At 42.2% G+C, this 18,887-nt stretch carries 18 protein-coding genes; all 18 read left to right on the forward strand.

The window, feature by feature from the left end:
• Positions 1-47 precede the first annotated feature (47 nt).
• The 18 genes from rbfA to purF all read left to right on the forward strand — a co-directional run bounded on the left by rbfA (position 48) and on the right by purF (position 18,876).
• Positions 48-452 carry a 30S ribosome-binding factor RbfA gene (rbfA, locus tag L1D46_RS08150; RefSeq protein ID WP_239977294.1) on the forward strand — a complete coding sequence of 135 codons (405 nt, stop codon included), beginning with the start codon at positions 48-50 and terminating at the stop codon, positions 450-452.
• Positions 452-1,396 carry a tRNA pseudouridine(55) synthase TruB gene (truB, locus tag L1D46_RS08155; protein ID WP_130051978.1) on the forward strand — a complete coding sequence of 315 codons (945 nt, stop codon included), beginning with the start codon at positions 452-454 and terminating at the stop codon, positions 1,394-1,396. The genes rbfA and truB overlap by 1 nt, the downstream gene beginning before the upstream one ends.
• Before the next feature lie 110 nt (positions 1,397-1,506).
• Positions 1,507-1,776: a 30S ribosomal protein S15 gene (rpsO, locus tag L1D46_RS08160; protein WP_130051977.1), complete on the forward strand. Its 270-nt coding sequence runs from the start codon at positions 1,507-1,509 to the stop codon at positions 1,774-1,776.
• A 243-nt stretch (positions 1,777-2,019) separates the two neighbouring features.
• Positions 2,020-4,149 carry a polyribonucleotide nucleotidyltransferase gene (gene pnp, locus L1D46_RS08165; RefSeq protein ID WP_130051976.1) on the forward strand — a complete coding sequence of 710 codons (2,130 nt, stop codon included), beginning with the start codon at positions 2,020-2,022 and terminating at the stop codon, positions 4,147-4,149.
• Between the two features lie 128 nt (positions 4,150-4,277).
• Positions 4,278-5,156 (forward strand): lipoprotein NlpI, encoded by an 879-nt coding sequence (gene nlpI / locus L1D46_RS08170; RefSeq protein WP_130051975.1) that lies wholly within the window; start codon positions 4,278-4,280, stop codon positions 5,154-5,156.
• Between the two features lie 13 nt (positions 5,157-5,169).
• The gene (locus L1D46_RS08175; RefSeq protein ID WP_239977295.1) at positions 5,170-6,342 is read left to right on the forward strand and encodes a hypothetical protein; all 1,173 of its coding nucleotides are present in this window, start codon (positions 5,170-5,172) and stop codon (positions 6,340-6,342) included.
• Positions 6,343-6,553: 211 nt separating this feature from the next.
• Positions 6,554-9,346, forward strand: a complete 2,793-nt coding sequence (locus L1D46_RS08180; RefSeq protein WP_130051973.1) for a monovalent cation/H+ antiporter subunit A — start codon at positions 6,554-6,556, stop codon at positions 9,344-9,346.
• Complete coding sequence (locus L1D46_RS08185) at positions 9,346-9,690, forward strand: Na+/H+ antiporter subunit C (protein ID WP_054553167.1); 345 nt, start codon at positions 9,346-9,348, stop codon at positions 9,688-9,690. Before L1D46_RS08180 ends, L1D46_RS08185 begins: the two co-directional genes overlap by 1 nt.
• Positions 9,687-11,204: a monovalent cation/H+ antiporter subunit D gene (locus L1D46_RS08190; RefSeq protein WP_239977296.1), complete on the forward strand. Its 1,518-nt coding sequence runs from the start codon at positions 9,687-9,689 to the stop codon at positions 11,202-11,204. Before L1D46_RS08185 ends, L1D46_RS08190 begins: the two co-directional genes overlap by 4 nt.
• The gene (locus L1D46_RS08195) at positions 11,204-11,740 is read left to right on the forward strand and encodes a Na+/H+ antiporter subunit E (protein WP_239977297.1); all 537 of its coding nucleotides are present in this window, start codon (positions 11,204-11,206) and stop codon (positions 11,738-11,740) included. The genes L1D46_RS08190 and L1D46_RS08195 overlap by 1 nt, the downstream gene beginning before the upstream one ends.
• On the forward strand, positions 11,734-12,003 hold the full coding sequence (locus L1D46_RS08200) for a K+/H+ antiporter subunit F (RefSeq protein ID WP_130051970.1): 270 nt from the start codon (positions 11,734-11,736) through the stop codon (positions 12,001-12,003). Before L1D46_RS08195 ends, L1D46_RS08200 begins: the two co-directional genes overlap by 7 nt.
• Positions 12,004-12,011: 8 nt before the next feature.
• Positions 12,012-12,344, forward strand: coding sequence for a Na+/H+ antiporter subunit G (locus L1D46_RS08205; protein ID WP_130051969.1), 333 nt, complete (start codon positions 12,012-12,014; stop codon positions 12,342-12,344).
• A 139-nt stretch (positions 12,345-12,483) separates the two neighbouring features.
• A complete protein-coding gene (gene truA, locus L1D46_RS08210) occupies positions 12,484-13,278 on the forward strand; it encodes a tRNA pseudouridine(38-40) synthase TruA (RefSeq protein WP_130051968.1) in 795 nt (264 codons plus the stop codon).
• 158 nt (positions 13,279-13,436) lie between these two features.
• Positions 13,437-14,312, forward strand: a complete 876-nt coding sequence (accD, locus tag L1D46_RS08215; protein WP_130051967.1) for an acetyl-CoA carboxylase, carboxyltransferase subunit beta — start codon at positions 13,437-13,439, stop codon at positions 14,310-14,312.
• A gap of 25 nt (positions 14,313-14,337) precedes the next feature.
• Positions 14,338-15,603, forward strand: coding sequence for a bifunctional tetrahydrofolate synthase/dihydrofolate synthase (gene folC / locus L1D46_RS08220; protein WP_239977299.1), 1,266 nt, complete (start codon positions 14,338-14,340; stop codon positions 15,601-15,603).
• An 11-nt stretch (positions 15,604-15,614) separates the two neighbouring features.
• The gene (locus L1D46_RS08225; RefSeq protein ID WP_130051965.1) at positions 15,615-16,268 is read left to right on the forward strand and encodes an SPOR domain-containing protein; all 654 of its coding nucleotides are present in this window, start codon (positions 15,615-15,617) and stop codon (positions 16,266-16,268) included.
• 568 nt (positions 16,269-16,836) lie between these two features.
• On the forward strand, positions 16,837-17,331 hold the full coding sequence (locus L1D46_RS08230) for a CvpA family protein (protein WP_130051964.1): 495 nt from the start codon (positions 16,837-16,839) through the stop codon (positions 17,329-17,331).
• Positions 17,332-17,349: 18 nt separating this feature from the next.
• Positions 17,350-18,876 (forward strand): amidophosphoribosyltransferase, encoded by a 1,527-nt coding sequence (purF, locus tag L1D46_RS08235; RefSeq protein WP_130051963.1) that lies wholly within the window; start codon positions 17,350-17,352, stop codon positions 18,874-18,876.
• Positions 18,877-18,887 lie beyond the last annotated feature (11 nt).

Consider the following 18,887-nt stretch of genomic DNA (forward strand, 5'->3'; position numbering starts at 1 on the left):
AACTTATTCTTTAACATCAATAAGTTATTATTTTAGAGTGAAATGAAATGAGAGAATTTTCTCGCACTGATCGTGTTGCTCAGCAAATTCAAAAAGAGATTGCTGTTATTCTTCAACGCGAAATCAAAGATCCACGCCTAGGCATGGTAACAGTGTCTGCGGTTGAGGTATCTCGCGACTTATCTTACGCAAAAGTATTTATCACGGTATTCAACACGGATGATGAAGATAAAGCCAAGCAAAGCGCTAAAATCTTAAATGAAGCAACGGGTTATATTCGTTCTTTATTAGGTAAACGCATTCGTGCGCGCATCATGCCAGAGTTACGTTTTGTAATCGATAACTCACTAATGGAAGGTATGCGTATTTCAAACTTGGTTGATTCTGTTATTCGTGAAGACAATGCTAAGCATGTAGACGAAGAAGACGGCGAAGAAGGCACTAAAGACTAATGGCTAGACGCAGTAAAGGTCGTGCTATTGACGGCATCTTATTACTTAATAAGCCGCAAGGTATTTCATCAAACAAAGCATTGCAGCAAGCAAAGGGAATATACTTTGCTCAAAAAGCAGGCCACACCGGTGCGCTTGATCCGCTCGCGACGGGTATGCTGCCTATTTGTTTTGGTGAAGCGACTAAGTTTACCCAGTTTTTGCTCGATACAGACAAAACCTATGTAGTGCGTGCCAAACTTGGTGAGCGAACTACAACGTCTGATTCAGATGGTGAAGTGGTTGAAACGCGTGAAGTATCGGTAACACCTGAGCAATTAGCTGAGCAAATTGCCAGTTTCTTAGGTGAGTCGGATCAATACCCTTCGATGTACTCTGCGCTTAAATACCAAGGTCAGCCTTTGTATAAATATGCCCGCGAAGGCATTGAAGTGCCGCGTAAGTGTCGAAAAATTAATGTATTTAGTTTAACGCTTGATGAGTTTGATGAAGCTAATAACGAAGTACAAATGACGGCACATGTATCTAAAGGCACTTATATTCGTACTATTGTTGACGACTTAGGTGAAAAGCTTGGCTGTGGTGCTCATGTTATCATGTTACACCGCAGTGCAGTTGGCCATTATCCAAGTGAGAAAATGGTCACTCTTGAGCAACTTGAAGAAAAGCTACAGCAAGCAAAAGCAGACGATGTTGCGCCTTCAAGCTACCTCGATGAGCTACTATTGCCAATGGATACTGCTTTGGTTGACTTACCTGTGATTGAGATTACCCAAGAGCAGGGCGTGGCATTTAGTCATGGTCAAACAGTAGTGATTGGTAGGCCTGTACCAGATGGGGTAGTAAAGGTAATGGCTGATGGGGTGTTCATTGGTACCGGTGAGCGCCATAAAGATGGTCACTTAAAATCAAAGCGTGGCTTATCAAATCAGCTGCCTGAGTAAAGATTACCTTGTAGTTATAAGCAAAGCTGGGTAGAATACGCCCCGCTCAATCGTTTTGGCTGAATTAGTGATCGGCTAAAACACAATTTAAATTAATTTTTGGAGTTACTATGTCACTAAGCAATCAAGAAAAAGTTGAGATCATCGGTAAATTTGCACGCGCTGAAGGCGACACTGGTTCACCTGAAGTACAAGTTGCACTTCTAACTTTCGATATCAACAAGCTTCAAGGTCACTTTGCTAGCCACAAGCACGACTTCCACTCACGTCGTGGTCTTCTTCGCAAAGTAAGCCAACGCCGTAAACTGCTTGACTACCTTAAAGGTAAAGACATTGCACGTTACACTGCGTTAATCCAAGAGCTTGGCCTACGTCGCTAAGAACTAGATTACGAGAAAAGGGGCTATTTAGCCCCTTTTTTTGTGCGCGCATGAAAGGTATACTAGCGCACATCTTAGTAGGTGAATCTACTAAGTAATTGAAAAAACATCATTGCCAATTGTAGTACTTAATCGTGTTTTCATAAGCACAATTAAGTACTGTAATTGGTACTTTGATGGACTATTTTTTACCAATTCGGAGCACTGCTCTGAGTTGCTTTTACATTTAAAGGATATTTTTAAGTGCAAGCAATTATTAAAGAATTTCAACTAGGTCAACACACTGTGACTCTAGAAACTGGTGCTATCGCTCGTCAAGCTGACGGCGCAGTACTAGCAAGCATTGGCGATACTTCAGTATTAGTTACTGTTGTAGGCAAGCGCGATGCACAACCAGGTCAAGACTTCTTTCCACTAACAGTTAACTACCAAGAGCGTATGTACGCTGCGGGTCGTATCCCTGGTGGTTTCCTTAAGCGTGAAGGTCGTCCTAACGATGGCGAAACGCTTATCGCTCGTTTAATCGACCGTCCAATCCGTCCACTTTTCCCAGACGGTTTCGTAAACGAAGTACAAGTAATTGCGACAGTTGTTTCTGTTAATCCAGAAATCCAACCTGACATGGTTGCTATGATTGGTACTTCAGCAGCTCTTGCTATCTCTGGTATCCCATTCAATGGTCCTATCGGTGCATCACGCGTTGGTTTCATCAACGGCGAATATGTACTTAACCCAACACTAGCTGAGCTTGAAGAGAGCCAATTAGACCTAGTTGTTGCAGGTACTGATAACGCAGTACTTATGGTTGAATCAGAAGCTGAAACACTATCTGAAGAAGTAATGTTAGGTGCGGTTGTTTATGGTCATGAGCAATCTCAAGCTATCATCAACGCAATCAACGAATTCAAAGCTGAAGCAGGTAAACCAGCTTGGGATTGGACTGCACCAGAGAAAAACGTAACACTTGCTGAGAAAATCTCTGCAATCGCTGCTGAAAAAGTAGGTGAAGCATACCGCATCACTGACAAAGTAGCGCGTAAAGAAGCACTAGGTGTAGCGAAAGAAGAAGTTGTTGCTACTTTAACTGCAGAGCTTGCTGAAGGCGAAGAGCTAGATACACAAGAAGTTGGTAAACTATTTGGTTCTTTAGAAAAAGAAATCGTTCGTGGCCGTATCATCGCAGGTGAGAAGCGTATCGATGGTCGTGAACCAGATATGATCCGTGCACTAGACGTAATGACAGGGGTTTTACCTCGTACTCACGGTTCTGCAATCTTTACTCGTGGTGAGACGCAAGCACTTGTTACTGCAACACTTGGTACAGAGCGTGATTCACAGTTAATCGATGATTTAACTGGTACTAACAAAAACCACTTTATGCTGCACTATAACTTCCCTCCGTTCTGCGTAGGTGAAACTGGTTTTGTTGGCTCACCTAAGCGTCGTGAGATCGGTCACGGTAACTTAGCTAAGCGTGGTATTGCAGCTGTATTACCAACGTTAACTGACTTCCCATACTCAATCCGTGTTGTTTCAGAAATCACTGAATCAAATGGTTCATCGTCTATGGCATCAGTATGTGGTACGTCATTAGCTCTTATGAATGCTGGTGTACCAATTAAAGCATCTGTTGCTGGTATTGCGATGGGTCTAGTTAAAGAAGGCGAAGATTTCGTTGTTCTTTCTGACATCTTAGGTGATGAAGATCACTTAGGTGACATGGACTTTAAAGTAGCGGGTACTTCTAATGGTATCACTGCATTACAAATGGATATCAAGATCGAAGGTATCACTAAAGAAATCATGCAAATCGCTCTTAAACAGGCGAAAGCAGCACGTTTACACATCTTAGGTGTTATGGACGAAGCGATTTCAGCACCTTCTGAAGAGTTATCTCAGTTCGCGCCACGCATTTACACAATGCAAATCCCTGCGAAGAAAATTGCTGAAGTTATCGGTAAAGGTGGCGCAACTATCCGTCAACTTACAGAAGAAACTGGTACTACGATTGAAATCGAAGATGACGGTACAATCAAGATCGCAGCAACTGATGGCATCAGCGCTAACGATGCTATTAAGCGTATCGAGCAATTAACTGCTGAGCTAGAAGTAGGTACTATCTACACTGGTAAAGTTGTTCGTATCGTTGATTTTGGTGCGTTCGTTAATATTCTTCCAGGTAAAGATGGTCTAGTGCACATTTCACAAATCAGCACTGAGCGTGTTAACAACGTGACTGACCACCTGAGCGAAGGCCAAGAAGTTAAAGTTAAAGTTCTTGAAGTAGATCGCCAAGGTCGTGTACGTCTAAGCATCAAAGAAGCTATGGAATCAGCTGCTGAAGAAAAAGCAGAAGAGTCTAAAGACGCTTAATGATGATTGAATAACCAGTTATTTGCTGGATATAAGAAAAAGGGGCTGTTTAGCCCCTTTTTTTATGCTTTAATGAAACCTATTCGCTTCGATTTTGTCTACAGAGAATTCAGGTATTAAGGAATTTAATGATTTTTAAACACTTAGCATTGACCGCTGTGGCTATTTTTTCTTTAAGTGCATGCCAAACCACCACACAATCTGAGTCAGTCCCTATTGTTAATGTGCCTTTTACCGCACCATTGGCGCCTGATTTTCGTAATGAAATTACGATTGCTCGTTACTCTGAGTTGTTAAACCGCGCAGATTTAAGTGCTGAGCAACAGGCTAAGCTTTATTACGATCGCGGCGTGTTATTTGACAGCTTAGGTATGTCGACGTTAGCGCGAATAGACTTTAACCGTGCGATTAAGCTCAAACCAGATTTGGCTGAGGTGTATAACTTTTTAGGTATTCACCACACACTGATGCAGCAGTATGAACAAGCCTACGAATTTTTTGATTCTGCACTTGAGCTTAATGAGCAGCATGAGTACGCCTATTTAAATCGTGGGATTGCACTTTACTATGGTGAGCGCCCATTACTTGCACAAGATGATTTACAACAGTTTTTAAATCGTTCACCCAGCGATCCTTATCGTGTGTTATGGCTTTATTTAGCGCAATCAGAAGCTGATAAAAAGCAAGCCTTAATTGATTTAAAAGCTAACTCACAAGGTGTAGATGAGTCACAATGGGGTTACCAACTCTTGGCACTTTACTTAGGTGACATTAGTGAGTTTGAATTTTTATCTGGCATTATTGAAGGCGTTACTTCAGAGCAAGAGTATGCACATCGCTTATGTGAAGCTTATTTCTATCTAGCTAAGATGCATCAAGCAGCTGGTGATAACTACCTTGCTGCTGACTATTTTAGGCTTGCCCTTGCCACCAATGTACATGAATTTGTTGAATACAAATATGCCCGTTTAGAGCTTGAGTTAATGGCTGGTGAAAACGCAAGCTAAGGTTTCTTTAATTGTGATTCTATTACTGAGCTTGGGTCTTGTTTCAAGCTCAGTGTCTCGTTTTATTCCCGCTTATTTTTATTACGCAAATACCAGCCCTTCACAAGTGACAGCTATCTATCATTTAGCGCCGAGTGCTATTAATTTGCAGCATTTAGTGTTGAGTAACTCGCAACTTCGCCAGCTGGCAAAGCTCGATGATAGCAATGCCGTGTATCAGCTTGCGCTTAGGTTTTTGCAGCAACAAGACTACACTGCAGCAAAATTATGGTGGCAGCCTTACTTTGCTGAATTTACTTTATTGCAGCAGCAAGCCTTAGCGGATCAGCTAGTCCAAACGCAACAGTGGCACGATATAAGCAGTTTAGGCCAAGCTGGCAAGTTACCCGAGGGGAATGCTAAGCAAGCTTGGCTATTGCAACAACAAATGCCGGTAGCTCAAATTGCCCCTGCTTATGCGCAGCAACAGCAATTTGCTTTATCAACAGCGACTTTACAAGCAAGCAGCCAGTGCAAATTTAATGTTTTAATGATGACAGATCACTACAAAGGGATTCAGGCTTTAAATCAGTATAAGCAGCAATACAGCAAAGCTCCTGAGCCCGCCAAAGACAGCTTTTGCTTTACTGAGGTTGTTTATGTAGCCGATAAATTTAAGTGTGATGCAAGTGATGGGGCGCTTAGTTGTAATTGGCAAAATGCTGCAGAGCAAAAATGGCCTGAAGGTTTTGACTTTATTGTGATGATGTCGAATCAAGGGGCAGCAAATGTTCAAGGCGGTATTATGCATATTAACTCATCGCAACCTTATGCGGTGTTTTTACATGAATTAATGCACTTTAATGGTTTTGAAGATGAATATGCTTTAGCAGAGAAAAAACAACAGTGGCTATGCAAGCAGCAAGGGTTAGTCGCTCCAAATTTATTTATCGCAAATGGCGTTCTTCCACCAAAAAGCTGGCAAAAAAGTGTCGCTTGCGACAATGAAAAGGCCTATAAACCTAGCCCTAATTGGTCGATTATGCAGTACCAAACTATGGGGTTATCTGAGCAATACAGAGCGCTTTGGCAAAAACAAATTAACCAGCCCTTAACAAAGCCGGTTCGGTTTTCTGAATATTTTGCCTTTTTAGGCTTAAAGCCAGTGTTTACAACAGCTTCCAAAGAGCAGAATTTTTCTGACTAATCGACTATTTATTGCTATTTTAGTATGCAAAGAGGTTAAATATTGTGCAAATAGGAGTGTCTCCTATAGACAAAATAGCACCTGATCAGTATAACTATACGCATTGTAAGCTTTTTTTGAAGCCAACTTTTAACCATCCAAATGAACAGTACGCAACTAATTAAAACTAGAGCGGTATTGATATTCTTATGACACTAAAAGGCTCCTAATTATGACTTTGCTCTGGATACCCCTGTTATCCTTAATCGGCAGTGTTATTTCATCCTGCACTTCAAAACTAACACGTAACCAAAGCACTGCTTTGACCATGTTAGCGCCTTTGATTGCCCTTGGAATTGTATTTTCGTATACCCCTGCAGTCTTTTCTGGTGAAACAATTCGCTACACTGCTGAGTGGATCCCGCTTTTAAACATGCAAGTCTCGTTTCGACTTGATGGTTTAACGTTACTCTTTTTATATATGATCTTGGGTATTGGTACCCTAGTGATTTTTTATGCGCGTTATTACTTGAGTAATAGCGACTCAATGCCAAAGCTATACTGCTATTTAATGCTATTTATGACCGCAATGGTCGGCATCGTGATGTCGAACAATGTGATCCAGCTTTGGTTTTTCTGGGAGCTCACCAGTATTAGCTCGTTCTTATTGATTAGCTATTGGTGGCATAAATCAGAAGCTCGAAAAGGCGCGCGCATGGCGCTTGCTATTACCGGTGCCGGTGGTCTTGCATTACTAGCTGGTTTATTACTTATTGGTGATATTGTTGGTAGTTATAATCTTGACGTTATTTTAGCAAGCAAAGCGCTTATTCAATCTCATGAACTCTATGAAGTTGCGCTGGTATTAGTGCTATTAGGTGCTTTTACCAAATCTGCGCAATTTCCATTTCATTTCTGGTTACCACATGCGATGGCGGCACCGACACCAGTCAGTGCCTACTTACACTCTGCAACCATGGTTAAAGCGGGTATCTTTTTATTAGCGCGTTTTTATCCAGCGCTATCAGGCACAGATACTTGGTTTATCTTAGTGGCAATGACGGGTCTGGCGACTTTATTGGTCGGCGCTTATATCGCGTTGTTTAAGCATGATTTAAAAGGCTTGTTGGCTTATTCAACAATCAGCCATTTAGGTTTAATTACATTACTCTTAGGTTTAGACACTGAGCTTGCTACAGTGGCTGCTATTTTCCACATTATTAACCACGCTACGTTTAAAGCGTCGTTATTTATGGCAACGGGTATCATTGATCATGAAACTGGCACCCGTGATATGCGTAAACTTAATGGTATGTGGCGATTTATGCCGTATACCGCCACACTTGCTATGGTGGCAGCTGCAGCCATGGCGGGCGTGCCACTGTTAAATGGTTTCTTGTCGAAAGAAATGTTCTTTGCCGAAACACTACATCAACAAGTGCTTGGCTCTATGTCGTGGTTAATTCCAGTGTTAGCAACGATTGCTGGTGCACTATCTGTGGCGTATTCAGCGCGCTTTATTCATGACGTGTTTTTCAATGGCGACCCAATTGATTTGCCAAAACAGCCCCATGAGCCACCACGCTATATGCGTGTACCAATCGAAATTTTGGTTGTGCTGTGTTTACTCGTTGGTATGTTCCCGCACTTTGCAGTAAGCGATATTTTAGCTTCGGCATCTTTCGCAGTGCTTGGTAATGTAGCCCCGGATTATAAGCTATCAGTATGGCATGGCTTTAACTTACCTCTGTTAATGAGCTTTATTGCAACAAGCGTTGGTGTGATGATTTATGTGCAGCGTAAGCACCTGTTCCACTTCCAAGCGTCATTACCAACTTTGAATGCTAAAAAAGGCTTTGAGCGTGGCTTATATAGCTTGATTAAGTGGTCACAAGAAAAGATTAAACGTATCGAAAATGGCTCCTTACAGCGTTATGCCTTTGTGATGATTGCGGTGGTGCTCATGTGTGCGGGTTGGCCTTTATTTGAAATGCGCCAGTTAGCAGGAGCAAGCGAGTTAACCCCAATCGATTTCCATAATGCAATAGGTGCAGGCTTACTAATAATTGGTGCGTTGGCAACGGTTATTTGGCACCGCTCACGAATGATATCTTTGATTATGATTTCAATTGTAGGCCTGATGGTATCTGTTGCTTTCACTCGATTCTCTGCGCCAGATTTAGCACTGACTCAGTTAACGGTTGAAGTTGTCACCGTGATGCTACTGATGCTTGCACTGTTCTTTTTACCGCAGCGTACTCCGAAAGAATCGAGCTCACTGCGTATTCTGCGTGACTTGGGTATCTCATCGGCAATTGGTGTGGTTGTGGCAAGTATTTGTTATGCGCTTCTGACAAGACCACTTGAGTCAATTTCTGACTTCTTTGTTGCCAATGCAAAAACTGGCGGTGGTGGTACTAACGTTGTAAACGTTATCCTCGTTGACTTTAGGGGGTTTGATACCCTAGGTGAAATTACCGTATTGGGTATTGCTGCATTAGGTATTTATAAACTGCTTATTAACTTGCCGCTGTTTATGCCAGCAAGTGATAGCGAAGGGCGCCCATGGGCAAGAGAGCGTTACCCAATTCTACTCTCGAGTATTTCACAAAGCTTGTTACCACTTGCATTACTTGTGTCTGCGTATATTTTCTTACGTGGTCATAACTTACCAGGTGGTGGCTTTATTGCAGGACTCGTTACCGCGATTGCATTTATTTTGCAATATATGGCCAATGGTTCGCATTGGATTGCAGACAGATTTGACGTGAATTATCGTAAGATTATTGCGTCAGGTATTGCTATTGCATTGTTCACAGGTATTGGAAGTTGGTTCTTCGAACGTCCATTCCTAACAACCTGGTTTGATTATTTTGATATTCCGTTAGTCGGCAAAACAGAACTTGCTAGTGCTATCGTATTTGATTTAGGTGTGTATTTAACTGTTGTAGGTGCAACGCTGATGATTTTAGCAAGTTTAGGTAAATTAACTGCTGATACACCCAAGCAAGAGGTAAATATTTAATGGAAGTATTGTACGCATCGTGCGTCGGCGTGCTGGTTGCATGCGGAATTTACTTAATATTGCGGGCTCGTACCTTCCCTGTGGTACTCGGCCTGACTATGTTGTCGTATGCAGTTAACCTGTTTTTATTCTCTTCAGGTCGCTTAACAATTAACAAAGCGGCTGTACTTGGTACAGGCAGTGAGTATGCCGACCCACTCCCTCAAGCGCTGGTTTTAACAGCAATTGTAATTGGCTTTGCGATGACCGCTTTTGTGGTTATTTTAGCGATTCGTGGTCGTGCAGATTTGGGTAATGACCATGTTGATGGTCACCTTGTTAAATCATCGAAGGAGCAAAAATGATTCAGCATTTAGCTTCTTTACCGATTCTAATTCCGATGTTGGCAGGTGTTATTTTACTCATGCCGCCATGTGGTAAAAACTTACATATCCGTCGTGTTTCGTCGGTTATTTTGTCGATTGTCACATTATCAGTAAGTGCTTACTTATTATACCACGTTAATATTACAGCACCGCTTGTTTACGCAATCGGTGACTGGTCTGCACCATTTGGTATTGTGCTGGTTGCCGATAGACTAGCAACACTACTGGTGTTACTTACCAGTTTCCTTGGTGCGGTTGTGGTGCTCTATAGCTGTGCAGGTGATGATAAAAAAGGGAGCTTTTTCCACCCATTAGTGCACTTTTTAGTGTTAGGTGTTAATGGTGCCTTTTTAACTGGCGATGTGTTTAACTTATTCGTATTCTTTGAAGTCTTGTTAATTGCCTCATATTCATTATTGATGCATGCAGGTAACAAACACAGTACCCGTGCTGCACTGCAATATGTGATTTTAAACTTAATTGGTTCAAGTGTGTTCTTGATTGCGCTAGGTGTACTTTATGGTGTACTAGGCACATTGAATATTGCTGATTTAGCGCAAAAAGTCCCGCAATTGACGGGTGACGATGTTTACCTCGCTAAAATTGGTGGTTTGTTATTAATTGTGGTATTTGCTTTAAAAGGCGCGTTATTACCATTGCATTTATGGTTACCGAATACCTACGCAAGTGCAATGCCATTGGTGGCTGCATTATTTGCGATTATGACCAAGGTAGGTGTTTATGCCATGCTACGTGTGTATACCGTAATATTTGGTGATAATGCTGGCGAGCTTGCTCACATGGCACAACCTTGGTTATGGGGCTTAGCACTAGCGACCATAGTTATGGGTGGTATTGGTGTATTAGCGAGTCAAGACCTTAGAAAGCTTGTTGCGAATCTGGTTGTTGTATCTGTAGGTACTTTAGTGGCATTGGTTGCGATTCAAAATGTCTCTGCAACAGCTGCATTACTTTACTACTTAGTGCATTCAACTATTATTTGCGCAGCACTATTTTTAATTGCAGATTTAATTGCTCAACAACGCGGTAAAGTTGCCGACCGATTAGTAGCAGGTCGTGCCGTTGCACAGCCATACTTGCTTGGTGCTTGTTTCATAGTTGCTGCTCTTGCCGTTGTTGGTATGCCGCCGTTATCTGGCTTTGTAGGTAAAGTATGGATTTTAAAGAGCACGCTAGATAGTGAAAAAGCCATGTTGTTTTGGCCAATTTACCTAGTATCTAGTTTGGCGTTATTAGTGGCGGTTTCACGCGCTGGTACAAGCTTATTCTGGGATCATACTCATAAAGACAGTGAAGCAATTGAAGGCACCAAAGCACATCCTCTTAAAGTGATTTCAGTAGTTGCGCTACTTGCATGTTCACCTTTAATGGTTGTATTTGCAGGACCTATTTCAGACTATATGCTAGCAACATCAGAGCAGTTGTTTGATATCAACACTAGCATCAACACTGTATTACAAGGAGGCCATTGATGCGTTTAGAAGCTCGCTTTCGTTGGTTGCCAACACCATTTCGCAGTGTTTTATTATTTATTGTATGGCTGTTGTTAAATAACAGTGTGTCGCCTGGACACCTGTTTTTAGCTGCATTTTTCGCAATTACCATTCCGTGGATTACTTTCCCATTTCGTGATCCTCAGCCGCTAATTGTAAGGCCGGGTCTTGCGTTTAGGCACTTATTGTTGGTGCTTTATGATATTGTGACTGCCAATTTACAAGTGGCACTGTTGATTCTCGGGCCCACTAAAAAATTGCGCCCAGGTTTTATAAAAGTGCCTTTGGATTTAAACCACGAAATGCCAATTACTATTTTGGCAAGTACAGTGTCGTTAACGCCGGGTACTGTGAGCGCAGAGGTTTACCCTATTCCTGAGTCCCTCGAAGAGGGGGCAGAGATTGAGCAGCGCTATTTATTAATCCATGTGCTCGATTTAGCTGATGAACAAGCGTTAATTAAAACGATTAAGCAGCGCTATGAAGCACCGCTTAAGGAGATTTTTCGATGCTAGATACCGTTTTTTTAATAGTTTACGCCATGATAGCTATATCTTTATTATTAAACGTGTGGCGGTTAATTGTAGGGCCGTCGGTACCTGATCGTATTTTGGCTTTAGACACTATGTTTATTAACACCATCGCTTTAATTATTCTGTATGGCATGAGCATGGGAACAGATTTATATTTTGAAGCCGCATTATTAATCGCTATGCTTGGCTTTGTTAGCACGGTAGCTGTATGTAAGTATTTGCTACGTGGCGATATTATTGAATAGGGTAGCAAATGATGAGTGAATGGATTGTATCAATCTTACTATTAATTGGTGGTTGCTTTATTCTAATAGGCTCAATAGGCCTTGTGAAAATGCCTGATTTTTTTATGCGTTTACACGGTCCAACTAAAGCAACAACCCTAGGAATGGCATCGTTATTGATTGCTGCGATGGTGTATTTTAGCTATACCAATGAAGGGATGAGCGTAAAAGAAATTCTCATTTCAATTTTCTTACTGATCACCGCGCCTATTAGCGGCTATATGCTGATTAAGTCAGCAATCCATCATAAGCTTCGTGCTAAAGATGGCACTAAGGGCCTCGATAACATCGAAGAAGATTAATACCAGCTCGCAATAATACTTAAGGAATTGGTGTGATATCTGAGTAACAGAACAATGTGATCTACTCGAGTGGCTTTTATTGAGCTCGTAGATCGCATAAAATGCCCCGTCATTTAGTACAGTAGGTAAATAGAGCATTATGCGAGTAGCACTTGGAGTAGAATACAACGGCGCGCGTTACAGTGGTTGGCAACGTCAATCACACGTCAATAGCGTACAACAAGAAGTAGAAACGGCGTTGTCGCGTATTTGTAATCATCCAGTCGAAATTGTTTGTGCAGGCCGCACCGATGCGGGTGTACATGGCACCGGGCAAGTGATCCATTTTGATACTCACGCTGAGCGTGAAATGGTCGCGTTCACTATGGGTATGAATACCTTACTACCAAAAGATATTGCTATTCGCTTTGCCCAGCCTGTAAGCGAAGACTTTCACGCTCGTTTTAGTGCTACAGCTCGTCGCTACCGCTATGTGATTTATAATTACACCTATCGCGGCGCTATCATGAGTGAAGGGGTGACACACTTTCATCACCCATTAGACGAAACTAAAATGCAAGAAGCCTGTCAGTATTTAATAGGCGAGCATGACTTTACTTCGTTTAGAGCACTACATTGCCAAGCAAATACAGCAAATCGTACTATTCACCACCTGTCGGTAAAACGCCAAGGTGATTATGTGATTATTGATATTAAAGCCAATGCGTTTTTACATCACATGGTACGAAACATCACAGGGTGTTTGATGGACATTGGTCTTCATAAGCATGAACCCGTGTGGTTAAAAGAATTACTCGATTTAAAAGAGCGCGCTAAGGCAAGTGCGACAGCGAAAGCTGCTGGCCTTTACTTAGTTGACGTGGATTACCCAGAACATTTTGGCATTCCTAAAACACCATTAGGGCCTTTGTTTTTACCTGATTCAGACAGTTAGACTTTAGTAGACTACTACTAAGACCAGTTTTTTATATCGTCTGCGGGTAATTCATGTTTTAATTGAAAAAATCTGTCTGTTTATTTGTTATCAGAAACACAAGTGAGTGTTTCCAATTAAACAGACTGCGACACAGAACAGCATTAAGAGAGTTGCAAATGAGTTGGTTAGAAAAAATCTTACCTAAAACGACTAAATCGTCAGGTCGTAAAGAAATCCCTGAAGGGGTTTGGGCTAAGTGTACAGACTGTGATTCAATTTTATATAAAGCAGAATTAGAAAAAGCACTCAACGTGTGTCCTAAGTGTGATCACCACATGCGTTTAAGTGGCCGTAAACGTCTTGAAAACTTTTTAGACGATGCTGATCGTCAAGAACTTGGTGCAGAGCACGAACCAAAAGACGTATTAAAGTTTAAAGATTCTAAAAAATACTCTGACCGTATTACCCAAGCACAAAAAGCAAGCGGCGAAAAAGACGCACTTGTGGCAATGAAAGGCCGTTTAAAAGGCATTCCTGTTGCTGCTGTTGCTTTTGAGTTCTCGTTTATGGGTGGTTCAATGGCGTCAGTAGTAGGTGCTCGTTTTGTTGAAGCTGTAGACCAATGTTTAGAGCACGACATGCCACTTATTTGTTTCTCTGCATCAGGCGGTGCACGTATGCAAGAAGCACTTATGTCATTAATGCAAATGGCTAAAACAAGTGCTGCGCTTGCGAAAATGAGCGAAAAAGGCTTACCGTTTATTTCAGTATTAACTGATCCGACAATGGGTGGTGTATCTGCATCACTGGCAATGCTTGGTGATGTAAACGTTGCTGAACCTAAAGCGCTTATCGGTTTTGCGGGTCCTCGCGTAATCGAGCAAACAGTACGTGAAACGCTTCCTGAAGGTTTCCAACGCAGTGAATTCTTGCTAGAGCACGGTGCAATCGACATGATTGTTGACCGTCGTGAAATGCGTGACACCCTTGCACGTATCTTAGCGAAATTTATGAACTTGCCTTCTACTGAACAAGAGCATAGAGTAGCGTAAATTTCAGCTTAACTGATTAAACGCTATGACAGAAATCCTTCCTAGCCAATCATCAAGCCTTGATGATTGGCTTTGTTATTTAGAAAATGTCCATCCTGCCAATATCGAAATGGGTTTAGAGCGCGTAGAACGCGTGGCAAACCAAGTAGGTTTACTTGATACATCAAGCAAAATAATCCTTATTGCAGGCACTAACGGTAAAGGGACCACTGCCCGTTGCCTAGAAAGCTTATTACTTGCACAGGGTTTTAGTGTGGGTACTTATGCTTCGCCGCATCTTATTCGTTACAACGAGCGCGTACGTATTAATGGCCAAGAGCTTGATGATCAATTCCATGTTGATGCTTTTGATATGCTAGAAAAAGGCCGTGCTGACACGCAACTAACTTATTTTGAGTACGGTACCTTAGGTGCACTGGCTATTTTTAAACGTCACGCCGTTGATTATGTACTGTTAGAAGTCGGCCTTGGTGGTCGTTACGATGCCACTAATATCGTTAAACCACATGCTTGTGTGATCACCACCATAGATTTAGACCATAAAGAATACCTAGGTGATACCCGTGAACTTGTTGGTTACGATAAAGCTGGCATTTTCCGCACCAATACGCCTGCTATTGTTGGCGATTTAGCCATTCCACACACAGTAACTGATTATGGCAACGAAATTAACGCTGATATGGTGCTATCAGGTCGTGATTTCATATTCACAGAAGACAGTGAAGGCTTTAAATGGCAGTACCAAGATAAAGACTGGCGCTTAGCTAAGCCTGCGATCCCTTGCCAAAATGCAGCAACCGCGTTGACCTTACTAGCAAAACTTGACCTAATGCCAAGCGAGCAACAAGTGCGTGACTGCTTAGCTAACCTTATTGTCGAAGGTCGCTTTCAGCAGTTAAGTGAGCAACCGCTTATTTTTACCGATGTTGCGCATAATCCTGAATCTGCTCGATATTTGGCACGCAAATTAAGCGTGTATAAAGATCAAGGGTTTAAAATTCATGCATTAGTCGCTATGCTTGCAGATAAAGATAAGGTGGCTGCTATGTCGGCCATGGCGAATGTTGTTGATCAGTGGTCGTTAGCAAGCTTAGATTGTTTCCGTGGAGACAAGGTTGAGAATCTTGCTAAAGCATTAGCCGAAACCGCATCAACAGCGCCAAGCACGCACTATGCGAGTGTTGAAACTGCGCTAGATACGTTATTACCAAATGTCGATGAAAACACGTTAGTGATTGTGTTTGGTTCATTTATAACTGTGGCTGCAGCCATCAATTACTTTAAAAAATAGAGAGGAAATCGGTGAACGCAGGGTTTATTAATCGCTTAGTAGGAACCACGATTGTGGTTGTGGCGGCTATTGTCTTCATCCCAAACATTTTGGATGGTGAAAAGGTTCATTATAAAGAAGGCTTTAAAGCAATTCCTGAACGTCCTGAGTTCACTACCATTGACTTGCAAGAAGCGATTGATAATAAAGTATCTTCAGCGGAGCAACCTTCGCAAATTTCGGTTGAAGATATTCAAGCAAACGATACTGAACTTGTTACTAATGAAACCCAGCAAATTGATGATGCGCCGAAAATGGTTGAAGCCTCAACAGATGAGCCTGTCATTACCAAAGCTGAGCCAAAAGTTGTAGTGCAAGAACCAGCAAAGCCAATCGCTAAAACCCCAGAGCCAACTCGTAAGCCAGAAGAGAACCTCACACAAATGGCTTATGTCATTCAGCTGGGGAGTTTTTCCCACGCACCTAATGTGAAATCACTACAGGAAAAATTAAAAGCGAATGGTTTCAAAACCTTCACTCGGCCAGTCAAAACCCCGAACGGTACACTTACAAAAGTCTTTGTAGGCCCTTCACTTAGCAAGAAAGAGTTAGAGAGTAAGCTTACTGAGTTAAAGCAGTTAACCAAGTTAAATGGCAAAGTTACTCAGTTTGAAATTACAAAATGATCTGGCAAAGGATACCCAAACTACCTGTGGATCCAAGTTTCAGCACTATTACAGGGATTAAAACTCAGGGCTTGGCATTCAAGTAGTAGGTACCTTTCAAATTGCTACAACGCAGTAGTGGAAGCCCTGTGAAGCGCCCGAAGGGCATGGCTAAAACGCATTTATTCTGCGTTATTGATTTTGACAAGGGGACACCATTCCCTACAATCAGTGCCTTGCCTAAATGCGTTTTATCTCATGCTGAATTCTTGCATCCACAGGTGGTTCAAATACCCAAACCACCTGTGGATCCATGATTCAGCGCTATCACAGGGTTTTCAATACAAGGCGTGGCGATGCAGGAATGTAGGTACCTTTCAAATTGCTACAACGCAGTAGTGGAAGCCCTGTGAAGCGCCCGAAGGGCATGGCTAAAACGCATTTATTCTGCGTTATTGATTTTGACAAGGGGACACCATTCCCTACAATCAATGCCTTGCCTAAATGCGTTTTATCTCATGCTGAATTCTTGCATCCACAGGTGGTTTGGGTATAGAATGCGCCCCAAATTAACGACTAGTTGGTTCTTATGATCTGGGTTGATTACGCCGTACTTGGTATTATTGCACTATCCACTATCATCGGCTTAATACGTGGCTTTGTAAAAGAAGCAATGTCATTAGCTGTATGGGCTGGCGCATTTATCATCTCTAGCTTGTTTTACCAATATTTAGCATCCTTCCTAACAAGTATTTCAGAACCCCTTTTAAGAAATGCAGCCGCAATAGCCATATTATTCTTTGCGACACTCCTGTTGGGTGGGTTACTAAACTATATTTTAGGTGAACTTGTACAACGTACTGGTTTATCTGGCACAGACCGTGTGTTCGGCATAGTGTTTGGTGCTCTTCGTGGCGTGTTGGTAGTAAGCGCGTTACTCTTCTTTCTTGATGCTTTTACCGGTGCACCTAATACGCATTGGTGGGGCAACTCTATTTTGATTCCAGAATTTGGCTTTGTTGTTGAGTGGTTCTTCTCGTACCTCGAAAACAACTCGAGCTTTTTAAATTCTGTAAACCGTTAATCGGCGAGGATAAATTTAATGTGTGGTATCGTTGGCATAGTCGGAACTTCTCCTGTTAATCAGGCGTTATATGACGGCTTAACTGTTTTGCAACACCGCGGTCAAGATGCAGCTGGCATCATTACCATTGAAAACAACACGTTTAGCTTACGTAAAGCCAATGGCCTAGTAAAAGACGTATTTCATACCCGTCATATGAAACGTCTGCAAGGTACAATTGGTATTGGCCATGTTCGCTACCCGACAGCTGGTTCTTCTAGCTCGTCAGAAGCGCAACCTTTCTATGTTAACTCGCCATTTGGTATCGCACTTGCGCACAATGGTAACTTAACAAACGCAGAAGCATTAAAGCAGCAACTATTTTCAGAAGCTCGCCGTCATGTTAATACAACGTCTGACTCTGAAATTTTACTTAACATCATGGCGCATGAGTTAAGTAAATCAAACAAGCTGAAACTTGATGCGGAAGATATCTTCACTGCGGTAACTGAAGTTAATAATAAAGTAACAGGTGGCTATGCAACGATTGCGATGATCATTGGTCATGGTATTGTTGCATTTCGTGACCCTAACGGCATTCGCCCACTGGTTTTTGGTAAGCGCGAAACAGCAAACGGTACTGAGTACATGTTTGCATCAGAAAGCGTTGCTTTAAAAACCGACGGCTTTGAGTTTGTTCGTGATGTTGCACCAGGTGAAGCAATTTACGTAACTGAAGATGGTCAGCTGTTCTCACAATCGTGTGCTGAAAAAGCAACTTACGCACCGTGTATCTTTGAGTTCGTTTACTTTGCGCGCCCAGATTCAACGATTGACCGTATGTCTGTTTATGCAACACGTGTAAACATGGGAACTAAGTTAGGTGAAAAAATTGCACGTGAATGGGCTGATAAAGACATCGACGTTGTCATTCCTATCCCTGAAACATCATGTGATGTAGCGCTTGAGATTGCCTCTGCTCTTAACCTGCCATACCGCCAAGGTTTCGTTAAAAATCGCTACATTGGCCGTACGTTCATCATGCCAGGCCAAGAAATGCGTAAGAAGTCAGTACGTCAAAAACTGAATGCCATTGACCGCGAGTTCAAGGGTAAAAACGTATTGCTTGTTGATGATTCAATTGTGCGTGGTACAACGTCAGCACAAATCGTTGAGATGGCTCGTGAGTCAGGTGCGAAGAACGTTTACTTCGCTTCAGCTGCGCCAGAGATTCGTTTCCCGAACGTTTATGGTATCGACATGCCATCGGCAGCTGAGCTAATTGCTCATGGCCGTGAAGTTGAAGATATCAACGCAAGCATTGGTGCAGATGGTCTTATCTATCAATCGCTAGATGACTTAATCTCGGCAGTAAGCCAAGAAAATCCAGAAATCACCCGTTTTGAAACATCAGTATTTGATGGTCAATACATCACTGGTGATATCGACCAAGACTACCTGAACCACATTGACCGTTTACGTAATGATTCAGCGAAATCAACGCGTGAAAATGCGATGTCTGCGAGTTTAGAGTTACACAATCAAGAAGAAAACAGCGCTGATTAATCAGTCCTGAT

The sequence above is a fragment of the Pseudoalteromonas sp. Isolate3 genome, from assembly GCF_022398505.1.
Classification (GTDB): Bacteria; Pseudomonadota; Gammaproteobacteria; order Enterobacterales; family Alteromonadaceae; genus Pseudoalteromonas; species Pseudoalteromonas apostichopi.